This is a genomic window from Candidatus Baltobacteraceae bacterium (assembly GCA_036489885.1).
Taxonomy (GTDB): domain Bacteria; phylum Vulcanimicrobiota; class Vulcanimicrobiia; order Vulcanimicrobiales; family Vulcanimicrobiaceae; genus JAFAMS01.
The window spans coordinates 1-18,225 of record DASXEW010000002.1; the positions used below are offsets into that span (position 1 = coordinate 1).

At 60.4% G+C, this 18,225-nt stretch carries 19 protein-coding genes; 2 read left to right on the top strand and 17 right to left on the bottom strand.

What is annotated here, in order from left to right:
- Positions 1-285: 285 nt before the first annotated feature.
- Positions 286-1,860, bottom strand: coding sequence for an L-glutamate gamma-semialdehyde dehydrogenase (gene pruA / locus VGG22_05055; GenBank protein ID HEY1727718.1), 1,575 nt, complete (start codon positions 1,858-1,860; stop codon positions 286-288).
- Between the two features lie 65 nt (positions 1,861-1,925).
- On the opposite strand from pruA, the gene lhgO reads away from it, so the two are divergent.
- Positions 1,926-3,152, top strand: a complete 1,227-nt coding sequence (lhgO, locus tag VGG22_05060) for an L-2-hydroxyglutarate oxidase (GenBank protein HEY1727719.1) — start codon at positions 1,926-1,928, stop codon at positions 3,150-3,152.
- Positions 3,149-3,979, top strand: coding sequence for a sulfurtransferase (locus VGG22_05065; protein HEY1727720.1), 831 nt, complete (start codon positions 3,149-3,151; stop codon positions 3,977-3,979). Before lhgO ends, VGG22_05065 begins: the two co-directional genes overlap by 4 nt.
- 3 nt (positions 3,980-3,982) lie before the next feature.
- On the opposite strand, the gene trpA is transcribed toward VGG22_05065, so the two are convergent.
- The 16 genes from trpA to VGG22_05145 form a co-directional block, all read right to left on the bottom strand.
- The gene (trpA, locus tag VGG22_05070; protein ID HEY1727721.1) at positions 3,983-4,801 is read right to left on the bottom strand and encodes a tryptophan synthase subunit alpha; all 819 of its coding nucleotides are present in this window, start codon (positions 4,799-4,801) and stop codon (positions 3,983-3,985) included.
- Entirely contained in the window at positions 4,801-6,009 is a 1,209-nt protein-coding gene (gene trpB, locus VGG22_05075; protein ID HEY1727722.1) for a tryptophan synthase subunit beta, read from the bottom strand. The genes trpA and trpB overlap by 1 nt, the downstream gene beginning before the upstream one ends.
- A gap of 615 nt (positions 6,010-6,624) precedes the next feature.
- Positions 6,625-7,428, bottom strand: a complete 804-nt coding sequence (trpC, locus tag VGG22_05080; GenBank protein HEY1727723.1) for an indole-3-glycerol phosphate synthase TrpC — start codon at positions 7,426-7,428, stop codon at positions 6,625-6,627.
- Positions 7,429-8,448, bottom strand: a complete 1,020-nt coding sequence (gene trpD / locus VGG22_05085; GenBank protein HEY1727724.1) for an anthranilate phosphoribosyltransferase — start codon at positions 8,446-8,448, stop codon at positions 7,429-7,431. It abuts the gene before it with no gap.
- On the bottom strand, positions 8,445-9,023 hold the full coding sequence (locus VGG22_05090) for an aminodeoxychorismate/anthranilate synthase component II (protein HEY1727725.1): 579 nt from the start codon (positions 9,021-9,023) through the stop codon (positions 8,445-8,447). The genes trpD and VGG22_05090 overlap by 4 nt, the downstream gene beginning before the upstream one ends.
- Positions 9,023-10,435, bottom strand: a complete 1,413-nt coding sequence (locus VGG22_05095) for a chorismate-binding protein (protein ID HEY1727726.1) — start codon at positions 10,433-10,435, stop codon at positions 9,023-9,025. Before VGG22_05095 ends, VGG22_05090 begins: the two co-directional genes overlap by 1 nt.
- Entirely contained in the window at positions 10,392-10,748 is a 357-nt protein-coding gene (gene rplQ / locus VGG22_05100; GenBank protein ID HEY1727727.1) for a 50S ribosomal protein L17, read from the bottom strand. The genes VGG22_05095 and rplQ overlap by 44 nt, the downstream gene beginning before the upstream one ends.
- Positions 10,749-10,766: 18 nt before the next feature.
- Positions 10,767-11,693: a DNA-directed RNA polymerase subunit alpha gene (locus tag VGG22_05105; GenBank protein ID HEY1727728.1), complete on the bottom strand. Its 927-nt coding sequence runs from the start codon at positions 11,691-11,693 to the stop codon at positions 10,767-10,769.
- Between the two features lie 94 nt (positions 11,694-11,787).
- Positions 11,788-12,444 carry a 30S ribosomal protein S4 gene (gene rpsD, locus VGG22_05110; GenBank protein ID HEY1727729.1) on the bottom strand — a complete coding sequence of 219 codons (657 nt, stop codon included), beginning with the start codon at positions 12,442-12,444 and terminating at the stop codon, positions 11,788-11,790.
- A 9-nt stretch (positions 12,445-12,453) separates the two neighbouring features.
- Positions 12,454-12,849, bottom strand: coding sequence for a 30S ribosomal protein S11 (gene rpsK / locus VGG22_05115; protein HEY1727730.1), 396 nt, complete (start codon positions 12,847-12,849; stop codon positions 12,454-12,456).
- Positions 12,850-13,633: 784 nt separating this feature from the next.
- A complete protein-coding gene (locus VGG22_05120; GenBank protein HEY1727731.1) occupies positions 13,634-14,362 on the bottom strand; it encodes a hypothetical protein in 729 nt (242 codons plus the stop codon).
- A gap of 1 nt (position 14,363) precedes the next feature.
- The gene (locus tag VGG22_05125; protein HEY1727732.1) at positions 14,364-15,314 is read right to left on the bottom strand and encodes an IS1595 family transposase; all 951 of its coding nucleotides are present in this window, start codon (positions 15,312-15,314) and stop codon (positions 14,364-14,366) included.
- Between the two features lie 49 nt (positions 15,315-15,363).
- Positions 15,364-15,690, bottom strand: a complete 327-nt coding sequence (locus VGG22_05130; protein ID HEY1727733.1) for a hypothetical protein — start codon at positions 15,688-15,690, stop codon at positions 15,364-15,366.
- A gap of 68 nt (positions 15,691-15,758) precedes the next feature.
- On the bottom strand, positions 15,759-16,541 hold the full coding sequence (locus VGG22_05135; protein HEY1727734.1) for a hypothetical protein: 783 nt from the start codon (positions 16,539-16,541) through the stop codon (positions 15,759-15,761).
- 39 nt (positions 16,542-16,580) lie between these two features.
- A complete protein-coding gene (gene acdA, locus VGG22_05140; protein HEY1727735.1) occupies positions 16,581-17,756 on the bottom strand; it encodes a 3-sulfinopropanoyl-CoA desulfinase in 1,176 nt (391 codons plus the stop codon).
- Positions 17,753-18,220 (bottom strand): VOC family protein, encoded by a 468-nt coding sequence (locus VGG22_05145; GenBank protein ID HEY1727736.1) that lies wholly within the window; start codon positions 18,218-18,220, stop codon positions 17,753-17,755. The genes acdA and VGG22_05145 overlap by 4 nt, the downstream gene beginning before the upstream one ends.
- Positions 18,221-18,225: the final 5 nt, after the last annotated feature.

The window sequence follows — 18,225 nt, forward strand, 5'->3', positions numbered from 1 at the left end:
CGGCGGGTCGGAGACCCACAGACTTATGCGCTACTGCACTGTTCAGTTTTCAAGGAACAAACCCTAACACCAGACCCACCTCGGGCCGGATCACTGACCGCACCGATCAGGCGTGGCGTCAGAGTCACGACGAACAGAATACACCTCGGCCGCAATGAAGTCAATTCGTCGGCGATGGAATTCTGTGGAAGCGATCTGTGGATGCCCTGTGGGGAAATCGCGTTTCCCGGCCCCCGATTCTGCTTCTTCCTTATATAGAACGCCGGAGGGAAGCTAGGCGTCTCGCTAGCCGACCTTCCTTGAGATTGCCTTGGCCTGTAAGAAGAGCAAGAGATAGTCGTAGCCCCCTGCCTTCGAGTCGGTCCCGCTCATGTTGAACCCGCCGAAGGGGTGCCCCCCGACCATTGCGCCGGTGGACTTCCTATTAAGGTAGAGGTTCCCGACGAAGAACTCGCCTGTGGCTCGTTCCAGCTTCTTCTCATCTTTTGAATAAACGCTCCCGGTCAGGCCGAATTCGGTGTTGTTCGCGATCTCGAGGGCGTCGTCAAAATCCCGGGCCTTGATCACAGCGAGGACCGGACCGAAGATCTCTTCCTGGGCGATCTTGGCCGTAGGAGCTACGTCGGCGATCATGGTCGGGGGGACATAGTAGCCCCCGTCGTTTTCGATCGGGTCGCCGCCGGCGAGCAGCCGGCCCTCTCGTCTGCCGATCTCGACGTAGCCAAGGATGGACTTCTGTGCGCCCTCGTTGATTACCGGACCCATGTACGTCTCCGGCCGGGCCGGATCGCCCGTGGCAATCGTCCCGATCCGCTTGCGTAACCGCTCGACGAACTCGTCGTAGACCGGGGCCTCGACGATTGCGCGCGAGCACGCCGAACACTTCTGACCCTGGAACCCGTAAGCCGAGACCGCGACGCCCTCGACGGCCTCCTCCAAATCAGCGTCTGCCGCGACGACGATCGAGTCCTTACCGCCCATCTCCGCGATGACGCGTTTGATCCATTTTTGGCCGGGCTGCGTTTTCGCGGCGAGCTCGTTGATGTGCAAGCCGACTTCTTTGCTTCCGGTGAACGCGATGAAACGCGTCTTCGGATGCGCGACCAGCGCGTCGCCGATCGTACGTCCCGAGCCAGGAACGAAATTGACGACGCCCGGCGGCAAACCAACTTCGTGCAAGAGATCGACGAACACCGCGGCGATAACCGCCGCGTCGCTCGACGGTTTGAGCACAACTGTGTTGCCGGTGACAATTGCCGCCGTCGTCATTCCCGCCATAATTGCGAATGCGAAATTCCACGGCGGTATGGCGATTCCGACGCCAAGTGGAATATAGCGCAGCACGTTCTGTTCACCGCTGATCGGAACGAGCGCCGGCGGCTTGTCATACCGCAATGCTTCGCGTCCGTAGAATTCCATGAAATCAATTGCTTCGGCCGTGTCCGCATCGGCTTCAGGCCAGCTCTTTCCGACTTCGAGTACGAGCAACGCATTGAAGTCATCGCGACGCTGACGCACGAGATCGGCAGCGCGAAACAAGATTTCGGCGCGCTCTCGTGCGCTCGTATCTTTCCACGTCGCAAAGCGGCGGAACGCTGCTTCGACGGCTGCGCTCGCTTCGTCGAGCGATGCTGAGGCCACCTCACCGACTACTTGAGCCGGATGCGCCGGATTGATCGATCGAATCGTCGCCGGCGTCGAGATTTTCTTGCCGTCGATGACGAGCGGATAGCGGGTCCCGAGATGCTGTTTTGCACGCGCGAGCGCGGCCTCGAGTGATGCTCGATCCTTCGGATCTTTGAAATCACGGATCGCTTCGTTTTCGAAGGGGCCAACGGCCCGGACTGCAGTCGTCGTCATATGCGCCCTCCTTCTACCCACACGGGCAAAGTGCTCTGCGTCCAGTGCGGAGAAACGCCGCCTTCGTGAAGTACGATGTAGCCGTCGTCGGCGGCGGGATCGTCGGGCTGGCAACGTCCCGCGAACTGCTCCGGCGCTTCCCCGGCCTGCGCCTCGCCAATGTCGAGAAGGAAGCCGACTGGCACCGTCACCAGAGCGGTCACAACAGCGGCGTGATCCATTCCGGGATCTACTACAAGCCCGGCTCGCTCAAAGCAAAGCTGTGCGTCGAGGGGCGGCGCCTACTGTGGCGTTATTGCGACGAGCGTGGAATTCCGTACAAGGGCATCGGTAAACTGATCCTCGCGACGGAAGAAAACGAGATCCCGCGCTTGATGGATCTCTTCGAGCGCGGCAAGCAAAACGACGTCGAAAATCTCGAACTGCTCGATGCGGCACAGATCAATGAACGCGAGCCGCACGCACGGGGGGTGCGCGCGATCTTCTCGCCGGTCACCGGCATCGTCGATTATCGTGTCGTCGCGCACGCGTATGCCGACGACGTCCGTGCGATGGGTGGCGAATTATTTCTCTCGCGCGAAGTCACCGGTGTGTCGCGCCGCAATGGAACGACGGTCCTCGAGTCACCGGCCGGTGAGATCGAGGCCGGCGCGGCAATCACGTGCGCCGGACTCTATTCCGACAAACTCGCACGAATGACAGGCGGCGCGCGCGATCCCAAGATCGTCCCGTTCCGCGGCGACTATCTTATCCTGCGCCCCGAGAAACGCTATCTCGTCAAAGGCAACATCTATCCGGTTCCCGATCCTGCCTTTCCGTTTCTCGGCGTACACTTCACACCACGCATGGACGGTGAGGTCTGGCTCGGTCCGAACGCCGTTCTCGCATTTGCGCGCGAAGGCTATCGCTTCTCGGATATCAACCCCAGAGAGCTGATCGATGCCGTCGCATATCCGGGTTTCCTAAAGCTCGCGATGAAGTTCTGGCAAACCGGCGCCGGCGAGATGTACCGCGATTTGAATCGGACGGCATACGTGAAAGCACTGCAACGCTACATCCCTGAGCTCGTGCCCCAAGATTGCTTGCCGGGTCCCTCCGGTGTTCGCGCGCAGGCCATGAGCGCCGACGGTTCGCTCATCGACGATTTCGTGTTCGACGGCGCCGAAGGAATCGTACACGTGCGCAATGCCCCCTCACCCGGCGCTACCTCGTCACTCGCAATCGCACGGTACGTCGCCGACGAAGCCGAGCGGCGTTTCAATCTCTCCTCGCCGACAAAGATACCAACATGAATCTTTTCGTAGAAGCCGACTGGCTTGCCGCGCACCTTAGTGATCCGGACATCGTCATCGTCGATACGCGCAGCACGCCGCACGGTGCGCCGGGCCAAGTTCTCGAAAGCGGACGCGACCAATACGCCAAGGGCCACATCCCGGGCGCGATTTTCCTCGACTATGCCGAAGATCTGCACGATCTCGCTACGCCGTATGCGGCACGCGTCGCACCACCGGAGCGTTTTGCGGAAGTCGTCGGGAAAGCCGGCATCGGGGACCGCACGCGCGTCATCGCGTACGACGAAGGCAACGTTTCCTATGCGGCACGCATGGTCTGGATGCTTCGCTACTACGGACATGACGATGCATCGATCTTGGCCGGCGGGATTCGCGATTGGCTTGCGGCCGGTCAAGCGCTCGTGCGCGACGTACCCACGCTTGCACCGCAAGCCTTTACACCCAAAGTGCGGCCCGAATTGCGCGCCAGCAAAGACGAGGTGCTCTCCGTCGCACACGGCCCGAGCGAGGCTCAGCTGATCGAGACGCAGCGCGACGGAACGTACGCAATGCGCGACGTCGACATCAAAGGCGCACGCCGGCTTTCGGGTTCGGCGCTGCTCGAAGACGCACGCGGCGGAAGGATTGCGTCAGCGCAGCGCTTGCAAGAGCTAACGCGCGGCCTCGATCCCAACAAGCGCACGATCGTATCGTGCGGAAGCGGCGTCGCCGCATCCGGTTCGTATCTGGCGCTACTCGAAGCCGGTTTTACGGATGTGGCAGTCTACGATGGCTCCTGGATGGAGTGGAGCCACGACAAGCTTCCGACCGTTCCGAAGAAGAGCTAGCTTCTAAGTCGCGCTCGCGGCAGCCGCCGGCGCGCGCTTGCAGGCGAGACGTAACAAACGCACCAGCCGTGTCGCAGCAGCCGCAGCATTGGGTGCACCTTTTGCGGAGGCGTACGCGTCAACGATTGCACTGCCCACGATCACGCCGTCCGCGTAATCGCGAACTGCGACGATGTGCGGGGCTTTACTGATTCCGAAGCCTGCTGCGATCGGGCGTCCCGTCATCTTGCGCAGCTTCTCCAACTGTGCGCGCACCGCGCTCGTATCGGGCGCGTCCTTCGCACCCGTGACGCCGAGCCGCGAGACCAGATACGTAAACCCTTCGCTATCGCTCGCGATCTTGCGCATCCGTTCGTCCGGAGTGGTTGGTGAAACGAGCATCGGCATGATAAGGCCGTTCTTGCGGATAACTTCGCGAATCGGATCGAGTTCTTCGAGCGGAACGTCGGGAATGATCACGCCCACCGCGCCGTAACGTTTCGCGCCCATTGCGAACTTCTCGAGGCCATATTGCAGGATCGGATTTATATACGTGAAGAGCAGGACCGGAGCTTTTGTCTGTCCGACGAGGCGCATTACACCGTCGATAGTCGCTCCGGACGCGATCGCGCGCTGACTGCCGGCGGCGATCGTCGGACCGTCCGCAAGCGGATCTCCGTACGGAATCCCGAGCTCGACGATGTCAACGCCGGCTTCGACGACCGCGTCGATGACGGCGCGGCTCGTTTCCATGTCGGGATCGCCTGCGACGACATAACCGATCAGCGCGCAGCGGTCGTCCTTCTTTGCCTTTGCGAAAGCCTCGTCGAGTGCAGTTGCCATTACGCGGGCACCGCTTCCGTGAACATCGCTTCAGCTTCGGCTTTTTCGATTTGCGTGACGTCTTTGTCACCACGTCCGCTCAAGTTGACCACGATCAGCGCCTCCTCGCCCCGTTCCTTTGCAAGCTTCTCTGCGTACGCAAGCGCGTGCGCCGATTCGAGCGCCGGAATGATTCCCTCCATGCTCGCGCACGCTTTGAACGCAGCAATTGCCTCTGCGTCCGTGACGGCGACGTACTTTGCGCGACCGCTGTCTTTCAAAAACGCATGCTCGGGACCGACGCCCGGATAGTCTAAACCCGCGCTGACCGAATGCGTCGGCCGCACCTGGCCCTCGTTCGTTTGAAGCAAATACGAGCGCGACCCATGCAGCACGCCGATCGAGCCGGCCGCGAGTGCAGCCGCGTTCTCGGGCGTATTTAGTCCCTTACCGGCGGCCTCGACGCCCCACAAGTTCACGTTGCGGTCGTCAATGAATGCCGTGAAGATTCCCATCGCATTACTGCCGCCACCGACGCAGGCTATGATGTCGCTCGGCAGGCGGCCGAACTTGCCTTGACATTGGACGCGCACTTCATCGCCGATGATGCGTTGAAATTCGCGAACCATGAACGGATACGGGTGCGCACCGACGACGCTTCCGATCACGTAGAAGGTGTCATCGCATTGTGATGCCCAGACGCGAAACGCTTCGTTCGTTGCATCTTTGAGCGTCTGAGTCCCACCCGTTACTTCATGAACCGTTGCGCCTAAGAGACGCATCACGTAAACATTGAGCGCTTGTCGCTCGACGTCGACGGCTCCCATGTAGACGTCGACGGGAAGGCCCAGCTTCGCGCCGATCGTCGCAACCGCAACGCCGTGTTGTCCGGCTCCCGTTTCTGCGATCAAGTGCGTCTTGCCCATGCGCTTCGCCAGAAGCGCTTGCCCGATCGTGTTATTGACTTTGTGCGCGCCGGTGTGATTGAGATCTTCGCGCTTGAAGACGATCGTAGCGGAGCGCGGTTGCGCGAAACGCTTTGCAGTCGTTATTGGTGACGGTCTCCCGACGTACTCGCTGAGTAGTCCGTGAAACTCATCCCAAAACGACGGATCGGCAAATGCTTCCGACATTGCGGCTTCGACGTCCGCGAGCGGTTTGACGAGAACTTCGGGCACCCATCGTCCACCGAATTCGCCGAAGTATCCGCGCTCGTCAGGCTTGTGCATCTGCCTCCCTCACCGCGCGTACGAACGCGCGAACCTTTGTTTCATCTTTCCGGCCGCCGGTTTCGACCCCGGACCTAACGTCAACCGCATTCGGCCTCAACAGCCGAACGCATTCGCCGACGTTTTCGGCCGTAAGGCCGCCTGAAACTGCAAAGAAAGCGGGCTTTGACGCCTGGACGAGGTCTGACCAAGCAAGTGTGACCCCGGTCCCACCGCGTTTGTTCGGATGCCACGCGTCAAAAAGCGGAATCCCACGGATGTATTCGCCGGCGCGTGCAAACTGCCGGGCGTCTCCCTCAGGCCCCCCGAGGTGCAGTGCTTTTAGGTACACCGAATTTGCGAGGCGTTCACAAAGCGCGGGCGGCTCCTCGCCACTAAACTGAAGCCGAATTCCCGGAATCGCCGTCTGAGCTTCTCGTACAACCGCCTCGCTCGGATCGACGAACACGCCGAAGATCGCAGCGAACGGCGGGAGACGCGAAGCGACGCGGGCGGCGACGTCGATTGAGACTTGCCGATCGCTCGGGGCGAAAATGAATCCGATCGCGTCGGCACCGGCGTCGAGCGCCAGCGCGGCATCGTCATAGGATGCACAGCCGCAGATCTTGATGCGTGTCAGTGGAGTGCCGGGACCGCCTTGATTCCACCGATGAGCTCGGCCGGATCGGCCGCACGCATCAGCGTTTCACCGATCAAGAATCCTCGCGCTCCGGCGGCGATCAGCTGGCGCGTATCTTCGGCTGAATTAATGCCGCTTTCGCTGATCGCGAGAACGCCCGCAGGCACGTGCGGCAGTAACTCCTCCGCTACAGCAAGATTCGTTTCGAACGTCCGTAGGTCACGCGTGTTGATGCCAAGCAGCGTCGCGCCGGCCGAGAGCGACCGCTCCAGCTCGCGCTCGTCGTGAATCTCGACGAGCACGTCCATCTGCCAGCGGTGCGCTTCACGCATGAGCATCGCAAGCGTCGCATCGTCGATTCCGGAGACGATTGCGAGAATTGCATCGGCACCATATGCCGCGGATTGCGCCACTTGATAAGGATCATTCAAGAAATCTTTGCGCAGGATCGGAAGCGCAGCCGCATCGCGAGCCTGATCGAGGTATGCGAGGTCGCCGAGAAAGTGATCCGTTTCGGTGAGCACGCTGATGGCATCGGCGCCCGCTTTTGCGTAACGCTCTGAGACGGCAGCAGGATCGAGATCGCGAACGATCAGACCGCGGGAGGGCGAGGCACGCTTGATCTCTGCGACGATCGCAGGTCCTCGTGAACGCTCGAGCGCACCGCGAAACGAACGCCGTGCATGCATGCGCGATTCCGCGCGCGCCTCGACGCGCTCCAGCGGTTCGGCTTTGCGTTCTCGTTCGAGAACGGCAGCCTTCGACGCGTAAAGCTTGGCAAGAATATCGGTGTTGGTCATCTATGCAAACTCCATTTGTGGACGGCTACGAAGCGCGTCCAACGCTCGAAGAGCATTCCCCTCAGAGATAGTGTTACGGGCAAGAACCAGACCCTCGTCAATCGAACCGGCACGCCCCGCAACGACGAATCCGAGCGCCGCGTTCAGGCAGACGACGTCAGACCTCGGGGAGAGCTCGCCCCCGAGAATCGCCAGCAGCGCTTGGGCGTTTGCGCGCGCATCGCCGCCGCGTAACTGCTCGAGCGAGGCGGAAACGCCGTAGTCGCCTGGGATCAGCATCCACTCGCGCGCTCCGGCGCTATCGAATTGATACACCCGCGTCGGCACATCGCCCGCAATCTCGTCCAAACCGTTAGTCCCGTGGACGATTGCCCCGGCTGCTGAGCCCAATTCACGCAGCGCTTCGCCAAAGAGCGCTACCCAGTGCTCGACCGGGACACCGATCACCTGACGCTTCGCGCGCGCGGGGTTCGTGAGCGGCCCAAGCATGTTGAAAATCGTTCTTACTCGGAGCTCGCTGCGGATGGGGCCGATTGCCCGCATGGCCGGATGGTAGTGTTGCGCAAAAAGAAATGCGACGTTGTGCTCCTTGAGCTGCCGGGCGGCTTCTTCGGGTGAAGCGCCGATGTGGACGCCGACGGCTTCCAAGACGTCCGCGCTCCCGCAACTGCTCGACGTTGCCCGGTTCCCATGTTTTGCCACGCGAAGTCCGGCGCCGGCCAAGATGAAGGCCACTGCAGTCGAGATGTTGATGGTGCCCGCCGCATCGCCGCCGGTTCCGCAGACGTCGACCACGTCCAGATCGTGCGGCACCTGTAAGCTGCGTGCGCGCATTGCGCGTGCTGCGCCGACGATCTCGGATACGGATTCACCTTTGGTCGCGAGCGCCGCAACGAATGCGGACGCCTGTACCGCCGTGATCTTCTCGTCCATGATTGCGCCGAAGATCTCGGTCATTTGCTCGGCACTCAGATCCTCGTGCCGGATGACTTGCCGCAGCAGCTCGCTGAAATTCCTCACTTGGATGCGAGCCGCATGAAGTTCCGCGCCAGTTGCTCGCCGTGCTCCGTCAGCACCGACTCGGGATGAAACTGCACGCCATAAATCGGCAGCTCGCGATGCGCGACACCTTGAATCACGCCATCCTCGCTGGTTGCGAGCGTCCGCAAGGAGGGCGGGAACGATTGTGGCGTGACGCATAGCGAGTGATACCGCGTGGCGCCGAATGGCGAAGGAAGTCCGTCGAAGATCGCCGTTCCATCGTGAGCAATCGCCGAAACCTTACCGTGCATGAGCCGCGGCGCATGGTCGACGACCCCACCGAAAACGACTCCGATCGCTTGCGCGCCGAGACACACCCCGAGAATAGGGTGCGCATCGTGTGCAGCGCTGCGAATCAACGTGCACGTTACACCGGCATCTTCCGGCCGCCCCGGGCCCGGCCCAAACACGGTCGCATCGTAGGCGCGCATCTTCGATTCGTCGAGCGTGGGGTCGTCGTTGCGCAGCACATCGACGTTCGCGCCCGCCTTCCCGAAGAGATGCGAAAGATTATATGTGAACGAGTCATAGTTATCGACCAGTAGAATGCGCATTACAATCCTAAAACGTTGCGCACGATCGCCGTTTTGTGGAGAATCTCGGCGTATTCGGCTTCGGGCTCGCTGTCGGCAACGATTCCGGCCGACGCTTGCCAATATGCGCGCCCATTCGAGACGGCGACGCAGCGCAGAACGATACAGGAATCCATGTCGCCATCAAAATCGATATGTGCGACGCTCCCGGCATAGAAGCCGCGCGCCACAGGTTCGAGCTCGTCGATCAGCTGCATCGCGCGAATCTTGGGAGCACCGGTAACGGTCCCAGCCGGGAAGGCCGCCGCAAAGAGATCGAGCGCATCTTTATCGGGTCGTAGCCGGCCGACCACGTTCGAGACGATATGCATCACGTGCGAGTAGCGCTCGATGATCATCAATTCGTCGACGTGCACCGTGCCCGTTGCGGAAACCGCGCCCAAATCGTTGCGGCCGAGATCGACGAGCATGACGTGTTCCGCGCGTTCTTTTTCATTCGCGAGCAGCTCGACAGCGATTGCGTTATCGCCGGCCGCGTCCTCACCCCGCGAACGCGTTCCGGCCAGGGGGCGAAGCCGTGCCTTATCACCATCGAGGCGCACCAAAAACTCCGGCGAAGCGCCGAAGATCGTCCAGTCGTTCGTCTCGATGAAGAACATGTACGGTGACGGATTTCGCGCCCGAATCTGCCGGTAGAAATCGAACGCGCTGCCTCCGGAAATCTCCGCACTAAAGCGGATTCCGACTTGCAGCTGGTACGCGTCCCCTTCGTAGATGTATTCTTTGGCGCGCGCGACCCGCTCCACAAATTCCGTCTTGGAGAGCGATTGCTTTACGGTGCCCTTTGCACCCACGCCGGCCGGCGTCGACGGTTTTGCTTCAAGCAGACGAGCAACGTAAGCGTCAAGGCGTGCGCCGACTGCGGCGCGTTCGCGTTCTTCCGTAGCCAAACCAACGAACGTCGTCTTGTGCGTAAAGTGGTCGAAAATCACCCACGTCCCCGGAATGAGAACGAGTGCATCCTGGAACGGCAAATCGGCGGGAGGTCTCGGACCGATACGTTCGAGCGAACGTGCTGCATCGTACGAGAACACGCACACCGCCGCGCCCGGGAACGGTACGTCCGGGGCGTTCATCTTATAGCGGCCGATCATGTCTCGGATCTCAGTCAGAAGATTGGCTGCGCCGTCGAACGAGCGCGCCTCGAGATAGTCCAGGCCTATCAACGAAAAGCGCGAGATGCGTTCGCTTCCTTCGACGCTCTCCAATAGACACGAACGCCCCGGTTGGGCCAGGGCGATGTACGCGGAGATCGGCGTGATCGTATCGGCGACCAGCTCGCGCGTGACGGGGTAGAGACTGAGTGTTTCGGCCTGAAGCCGGATGCGATTACTCCCTGACGAGTTCGAGTATCGCGAGTTCGGCGGCGTCACCGGGGCGGACTCGCGTTTTGGTGATACGCGTGTAGCCGCCCGGCCGATCTTTGAGCGATGGTGCGATCTGATCGCAGAGTTTCTTGGTGACGCGAGGATCGAGCAAGTACGCCGCAACCAATCGACGCGAATGCAGATCGCCTCGACGCGCCTGTGTGATCAGGCGATCGACGATCTTCGAGGTTTCCTTGGCTTTGATCGTTGTCGTCTCGATCTTTTCATGGAGAAAGAACGACGTCGCTAGGTTGCGGAGCAGAGCCTTACGATGTCCGTCGGTCCGCGAGAGACGTTTGTTTGCAATTTGGTGCGGCATTACGGGTTTTGCTCGTCGCTACGATTGACGCAGCGACAGACCCCTTTCATCGAGCACGGCTTTGATCTCGTCGAGAGACTTCTTGCCGAAGTTGCGCATCTTGATGATCTCGTCCTCGGTCATATCGAGCAGCTCCGACACCTTCGAGATGCCGGCCCGCTTGAGACAGTTGAACGAGCGAACAGAGAGGTTGAGCGTCTCAACCGGGATATCCCATTCCGAAGCCGGAGCCGTCGCAACGGGTTTCTCTTCGGTGGAGAAATCCACGAAGAGCTGCATCTGATCGGTGAGCGTCTGAGCCGCGGCGGTTAGGGCGTCGTCCGGTGTGATCGATCCGTTGGTCTCGACCTCGAGCGTGAGACGATCAAAATCAACTGACTGACCAACGCGCGTGTCGTCGACCGTGAAATTCACTTTGCGGATCGGCGAGAAGATCGAATCCATCGGAATGAGCCCGATCATGTGCTCGACGTTACGCTGGCGATCGGCCGTGACGTAGCCGCGATGTTTCTCAATACCGATTTCCATCGAGAGCTTGGCGTCGCGTTTGGTCAGCGTCGCGATGTGATATTCGGGCTGCAAGATCTCGACATCGGCGTCAGGCGTGATGTCGCCCGCAGTGACTTCGCGGCTGCCCGAAACGGAAAGCGTGAGTACTTTCGGCGTATCGGCGTTCAGCTTGATCGGCAGACCCTTGAGATTGAGAAGCAGATTGGTCGTGTCTTCAACGACGCCCGGAATCGTCGAGAACTCATGCAATACGCCGTCGATCTTGACGTACGTGACGGCCGTACCCGGGATCGACGATAGCAGAATCCGGCGAAGCGCGTTGCCGAGCGTAATGCCAAAGCCACGCTCGAGCGGTTCGATAACGAACTTTGCGTAGTTGTCCCGCCGCTCGCGAATCTCGATCTGCGCGCTTTGCGGGGTCTCTAAAACGGTCATGGTCATGGGGTGGTGCGGTGTCCTTTGTTGCCGCTTGCGTTATCCGCCGATCCCCCAGGGTTCGACGATCGGACGTCTAGCGGCGGAGTCTCGCCTAGCGAGAGTAGTATTCTACGATGAGTTGCTCGTCGACGGGAGTGTCGATTTGCTCTCGTGAGGGGAGCGAGAGGACCTTTGCGGTCAGATCCGCCTCGTTCAGTTCGAGCCATTCCGGATGCCGGCGGTTGCGCGCGGCCTCGGCATTGGCTTGGAAAACGGTCGAGTTCTTCGAACGCTCGGCAATCGTGATCACGTCACCCGCACGGAGCACGTACGATGCGACGTTGACGCGGCGGCCGTTGACGAGGAAGTGGCGGTGCGTCACGAGCTGACGCGCCTGCGCGCGCGACGATGCGAGGTTCAAACGGTAGACGACGTTGTCGAGCCGCCGCTCGAGCAGCTGAAGAAACGTGCGCCCGGTTTGTCCGGGTACGCGTGCTGCCTCGCGGAAGTAGTTCTCGAACTGCCGCTCGTGCACGCCATAGTACTTGCGCATCTTCTGTTTCTCACGCAGCTGACGGCCATACTCGGAGATCTTCTGACGCGTTTTGCCCTGCGTCTTCTGCCCCGGTGCGGTTCCGCGGCGTTCGACCGCGCACTTTTTAGACAAACACCGATCGCCCTTGAGGAACAGCTTGATTTTTTCACCGGTTTTGCTCGCCGACGTTTCGCGGCGGCAAATGCGGCAGACGGGACCTGTATATCGTGCCATCTTCCGCTCCTACACCCGTCGCCGTTTCGGTGGACGGCAACCGTTGTGTGGAATCGGCGTGACGTCTTTGATCAACGTGATCTCCAGACCAGCGGCCTGCAGCGAACGAATCGCGGCTTCGCGGCCTGCGCCCGGACCTTTGACGTACACTTCGCACGACTTCATCCCGTGCTCCATCGCCTTACGCGCGACTGCTTCTGCAGCCATCTGCGCGGCGAACGGCGTCGATTTCTTCGAGCCTTTGAAACCAAGGTTTCCGGCTGACGCCCACGAGATTGTGTTGCCTAAGTTATCGGTGATGGTAACCAGCGTATTGTTGAAGGATGCGTGAATGTGCGCAACGCCGTTTACGACGTTTTTAAATTCGCGCTTCTTGCGCGTCTTCTGTTGTTTCTTGACTGCCAAGTCGAGACTCCGTATTTATCCTGCCCCGGACGAAAACGAGCCGAGGTGTCGTCGCCTCGACCGAACACGCCTGACGGAGGCCGCTCGATCTGATACGCGATCCACTCGGCGAAAGCGGACCGGTTCTCTGCGCCCGGACGTGCCGCGGGCGGTCGCAAAGACACTGCCGGCCGCCCGAAGGCAGCCAACGTCGAAGTCTAACAAACGGCCCCGAGGCCTGTCAATCGGGAAGCTAGTGCGGGTGTGAATCACTTGACGCAAGTGGCGTCGAATCCTGTCCTCGTGACAGGGCGGCGCGGCCATGACCGAGCGGGGCCATCCCTTCGGCTGGCCGCCGATCTACCCGACTCAGGCGCAGTTCGAGGCGCTCGCGCCCGAGTGGCGAGAGAAGCTACGGACCGACTACGAGGCTGAGAAGGCTACTTATGTATCGTCAGTGCTTCAGCCAATTCTTCAAGAGTGCGGTGAAGCTCTGGGTGTGTTACGCCCGGAATCGGCGGTAGCTGAAGAACCTGGGTCTGGGCAATTACAAACAGAAGCTTCTCAATTCGAAGTAGATGCTCGTGCATCCACTTTTCAAGTTCCGGAACCTGTGCCATGCGAGTCCCTCCCGGAACCATGTTACAATGCCGAGCATGAAGAGGGCACTGGAGCCGCTGATTCCCCTCGAACAGTTCAAGAAGTTAGTCGAGAAGATCGCGCATGTCCCGCGCTCAGTGATAGAGCGGGACAGTTCCAAGACGAAGCCCGAGCGCAAGAGCGGGCGAAAGAAGCGCGATTCGAGCTAGCTCCAGATCGCGCTGGAGAAAGCGGCGAACATCCCTTCGATTCCGCCGACCTCGTTGATCGACTCGGAAGGCCAAATAACGTCGCGGGGTTGGACGGGCCAGACCTGCAAGGCTCTCTCGGCAGCGGCGTCATTCATCACGGACGGGTACTGCCGCCTTCGGCCGATGAACATTTCCATTCCGAGATAGAGCGCGCCAATCGCGAAATGAACGTGTTGGATGCCGACGGTTTGGCTGTAACCGATGAACCGCTCCTTATATTCGAAAATGTGCTCAGCTTTATGCCTCGCGCCGATCAGAACGTAAACATTGCTCGACGGTTGTTTTCGTTTGTAGAAGTCACGATAGTACGATTCTGGTATGAAATTCTCGGATGGGTGAAGGTGTTGGCATACCATTGCGGTCTTCACCGCCCATGACGCAACCGTAAGCTGATCAGCATATCCCATTTTAATTCCGACATGTTCGGCATTTAGCATCGGACGTAAAATCTTGCCTGCGCTCACTTCAAGCCGACTCATCCAGCCATTATTGCAACTAGCGCAAAAGAATTTGACCTTGTGTACAAGCGGTTTTCCGCCGTGGGACCAGGCGAGTTTTTCATCCTTTTCAAAGTCCAATATGGCCACGCCACGCTTGGAGCGAAACTCGTTGCGAACCCACTTTGCAAAGACGTGCTCGTTCGTAACTTTGTCTTTGCCACAGAACGCGCAGGAGCGCGCCATGTTATTTCTTGCTCGTCAGCGCCTTGTACGTCAGCCGCTTTTGATCCGAACCCTTGACCGCTTTCGCAAAACGCGGGCCGTCAGTATTCTCGCGCTCGTCAAACCGAAACACTTGCTCAGCGAGATACCGATCAAGATGACGCGGGTTAACGTGCGTATACGTTCCGCCAATCGTGCGCTTGAGCACCGCCCAGAAGCATTCGATATTGTTCGTATGGACGTTACCGCGAACGTACTCGCGCAGTGTGTGATTGACCGACGAGTGTTGCACGAAATACTCGTTAATATGGACGTACGCGTTCGCGGAATCGGTATAGACCGTCGCGTCTTTATCAATGCTGTCGCGCAGTTTCGGAAGCAGCGTCTTTTGCTGCGCGTTGGGGATGACCCAAGCGCGAACGCGACCCTTGCGCTCGACCATTCCGAGGACCATCGTCTTTGCGTCCCGATGCTGCTTCGCAGTCATCTCGCGGCGCTGTTTGTTGGACTTGGTTTCCCAGCGTTGGCCGATGTAGGCTTCGTCAACCTCGACCGTCCCCGAAAGCGGGGTATCGAACGATTCGTGCGTCATCGCAAGGCGAATGCGTTGCAGCATGAACCATGCGGTCCGCTGCGTGACCTTAAGCGCCCGTCCGAGTTCGTGGGACGAGATTCCGTTACGGTTGCTCGCAAGGAGCCAGAAGGCCGGGAGCCACTTGTCGAAGCCAATCGGCGAGTCCTCAAAAACGGTCCCGACCTTGGCCGTGAACGACCGTTTGCACTCGTTGCAGTACCACCGGCGATAAGCCGCCATGTAGGCCACGTCCGCCGATCCGCACCCAGTACGCGGGCAGGCCACGCCGTTTGGCCACCGGAGCTGAACGAAGAAGTCGTGGGCGACCTGGGTGTCCGCAAACTGGCGGACCGCTTCGATCATGGTCTCGGGGACTGGCTGCTCCGGTCGCTTGTCCATGACCCAAGCATACCTAACCAGGCTACTTTAGTCAAGTGATTCACACCCGCTAGTGCATCCCCGAGGTGAACGGGTTCGCGGGGGCATTAGCGCTCGGCGCGATCACCGGCTGCGGCTGCGAACCGGACTGTGCTTGGGATTGGTCCGTGGACACGGGCTGCGGCGTCACCGCGGGTGCCGCGGAGGTCTGGCTCCCTCCCCCGGCGCCGTATATACCCTCGGAATCGACCGGCTGACCCGGCGTCGCCTGCGCGACAGGCGCGCCGGCCACGACGCCTCCGCCGGAGTTCGCGTACGCCGAGATCACCATTATAAAGACGGCGACTGCGATCACCCCGCTGATGATCGAGATAAGCCCCAGCCCACGGTTAGACATCGAGTGCTAGAATTGTCCAACGGGGGCTCTTGGCCCCTGGGGCACAGGTCGGCGCACGCTTGGAAGCTTTAGTGCCCCGAACCGCCGCTACCCGCGCTGGCACCGGTTCCAGCAGACCCGGTCGATCCCGTACCGCTCGCTGCACCGCTCGTCGTCGAACCACCCGTCGTCGCGCTACCGTTTGTGGCGCTACCGTTTGTGGCGCTGCCGTTCGTAGCACTACCGTTGGTCGATGCGCCGTTTGCGCCCGTGCCGGCATTGCTAGTTGTGCCGGCCGCATTGTTCGTCGTGGCGCCATTCGTTGTATTGGTCGTCGGCGCATTGTTCGTTGTGTTGGCGCCGCTTGTGTTGGCGCCGCTTGTGTTGGCGCCGCTCGTGTTCGTGCCGTTTGTCGTTGTCGTTGTCGTTGTCGTCGAAGCTGCTCCGCCGGAGCCGCCCGCCGCGGTATTTGTCGAATTGCTCGCGCCGCTACCGGTCGGGCCTTGTGCGCCCGAGGTGTCGCTTCCGCCGGCGTTTGTCGTCGCGCTGGTATTGCTCGTCGTAGCGCCGCTTCCGCCGCCGCCGGAATTATCGCTACCGGTTGTCGTCGTTGTGCTTCCGCCGGTATTCGTTGCGTTGCCGTTCGCCGCATACGGAAGCGCGGCGGAACCCGCATTCTCACCACTGCGCCACGCAACCATCATCAATAAAACGATGACGATCGCGACGCCCGCAACAAGCGCATAGAACTCACGTCCTGTCCATCGCGTGACGGGATTTTCGAGCTGCCCTTTTTTGGCATCCATCTGCGCGAGCCAGTTCTTGAAACGCGTGAGCGGTCCGGGGTTGGCGGGTCCAGTTGCAGTAGCCATATCCCTGCGAGTGTACCCGCACTCCCTTACTCCCTATTCCTATCCCAGGCTGTGATCGCCGTAACCATCCCGCGTCTGCGGCAGCCGCCGACCCAATATCCGTGAGGCGATCTGCGTCCGAAGTACCTGCGCCGTGCCGCCCGAAATCGTGAACATGCGTGCATCGCGAAGCATGCGTTCGAGCGGCCGGTCCCTTGAGTACCCGGCAGCCCCAAAGATCTGAAGTGCATCACTCGTTACGCGAAATGCGGTATCGGCCGCCAGTACTTTTGCGCGCGCCGTCTGAGCTACATCCGGAAATTCACTTTTGTCGCCATCGCGCGCGGCCTCGTGGATGAGAGCACGCGATGCAGCGAGCCCGATCGAAGCATCAGCCAACATCCACTGCAAGCCTTGAAATTCAGCGATCGGCCGGCCGAATTGTTTGCGTTCCTTCGCGTATGCTATTGCAAGCTCGTATGCGCCCTGCGCGATACCGAGGGCGACCGCGGCTGCGCCCAATCGCTGTGCGTTGTACGCTTGCATCAAGCGTGCAAATCCGCGGCGAATTCCTTCGGGCGGGAGCAGCAGCATGTCTTCATGGACTTCGAGGTCTTCGAAGATTAGCTCGCGTTCCGGAATCCCGCGGACGCCCAGCGCCGGCTCGCGTTTTCCAAAACGCATCCCCTTCGGCGCGCCTTCGCCTTCCGCTGCATCGGCACGAACCGTTATGAATCCACCGATGCCTTGATCGACGCCGTTTTCGAACACGCGCGCGAAAATCACGTGCAGGCGTGAGACTCCCCCGCCTGTTATCCAATGTTTGCGTCCATTGATAACGTACGCCGAACCGCGACGGTCTGCGCGCGTCGTCATTTCGGAAGCTGCACTGCCGGCTTCCGGTTCCGTGATGCAAATCGCCGGCTTATCCCCGGAAAGGACGAGCTCCGCTGCCAACTTCTTTTGGGCTTCGGTCCCGTAGCGCATGATCGCGCCAATTGCACCAACATTCGACTCAACCATGATGCGTCCGGTCGCACCGCACGCTTTTGCGAGCTCTTCGATCGCGGTAACGAGCTCGAGGTATGACGCGCCTCTTCCACCGTACGCAACCGGTATCGTCATCCCCATGAGGCCTGCATCGCGAAGCGCATGAACCGCATACCACGGATAGCGCTCGGTTCGATCCGTCTCGGCAGCGTGCACCGCTACCAATGCGACGACATCAGAAATCAAGCTCCGAATGCGCCCTTCGCTTCGATCACGTCGCCGATGTCTTCGCGCACTGCGACGGCATCGTCGGGAGTGCGGCGATACGCGATCTCGAGCGGATTCCCGCTCGGGTCTTTGAAAAAGACCGCGTAATAGCGTTCATCCGAATACGGGATCTCGGGGCCTTCGATCCCCTCACCGCCTGCGCGCTCGACGATCTTGGCAAGACGGTCGACGTCGGCCGCGGTTTCCGCGCTGAAGCAGATCCGGCTTTCGTTGGGCAGATGCAGCGGATCTTCGTGCAAGCCGAAAAAACGGCGTGAGCCGCCCTGACGGTGCGGCTCGTAATATTCGGCGCCACCCTCAAACGACTTGATCTCGATCAAGCCGAGCTCGGGCATGAGGACGTCGTAGAAGCCGCGGGCGCTCGCGAGATCGCGAACCCGTGCATCGATGTGATCGTACCCGGCGAAGCCTTTCGAAGGCATCCGCT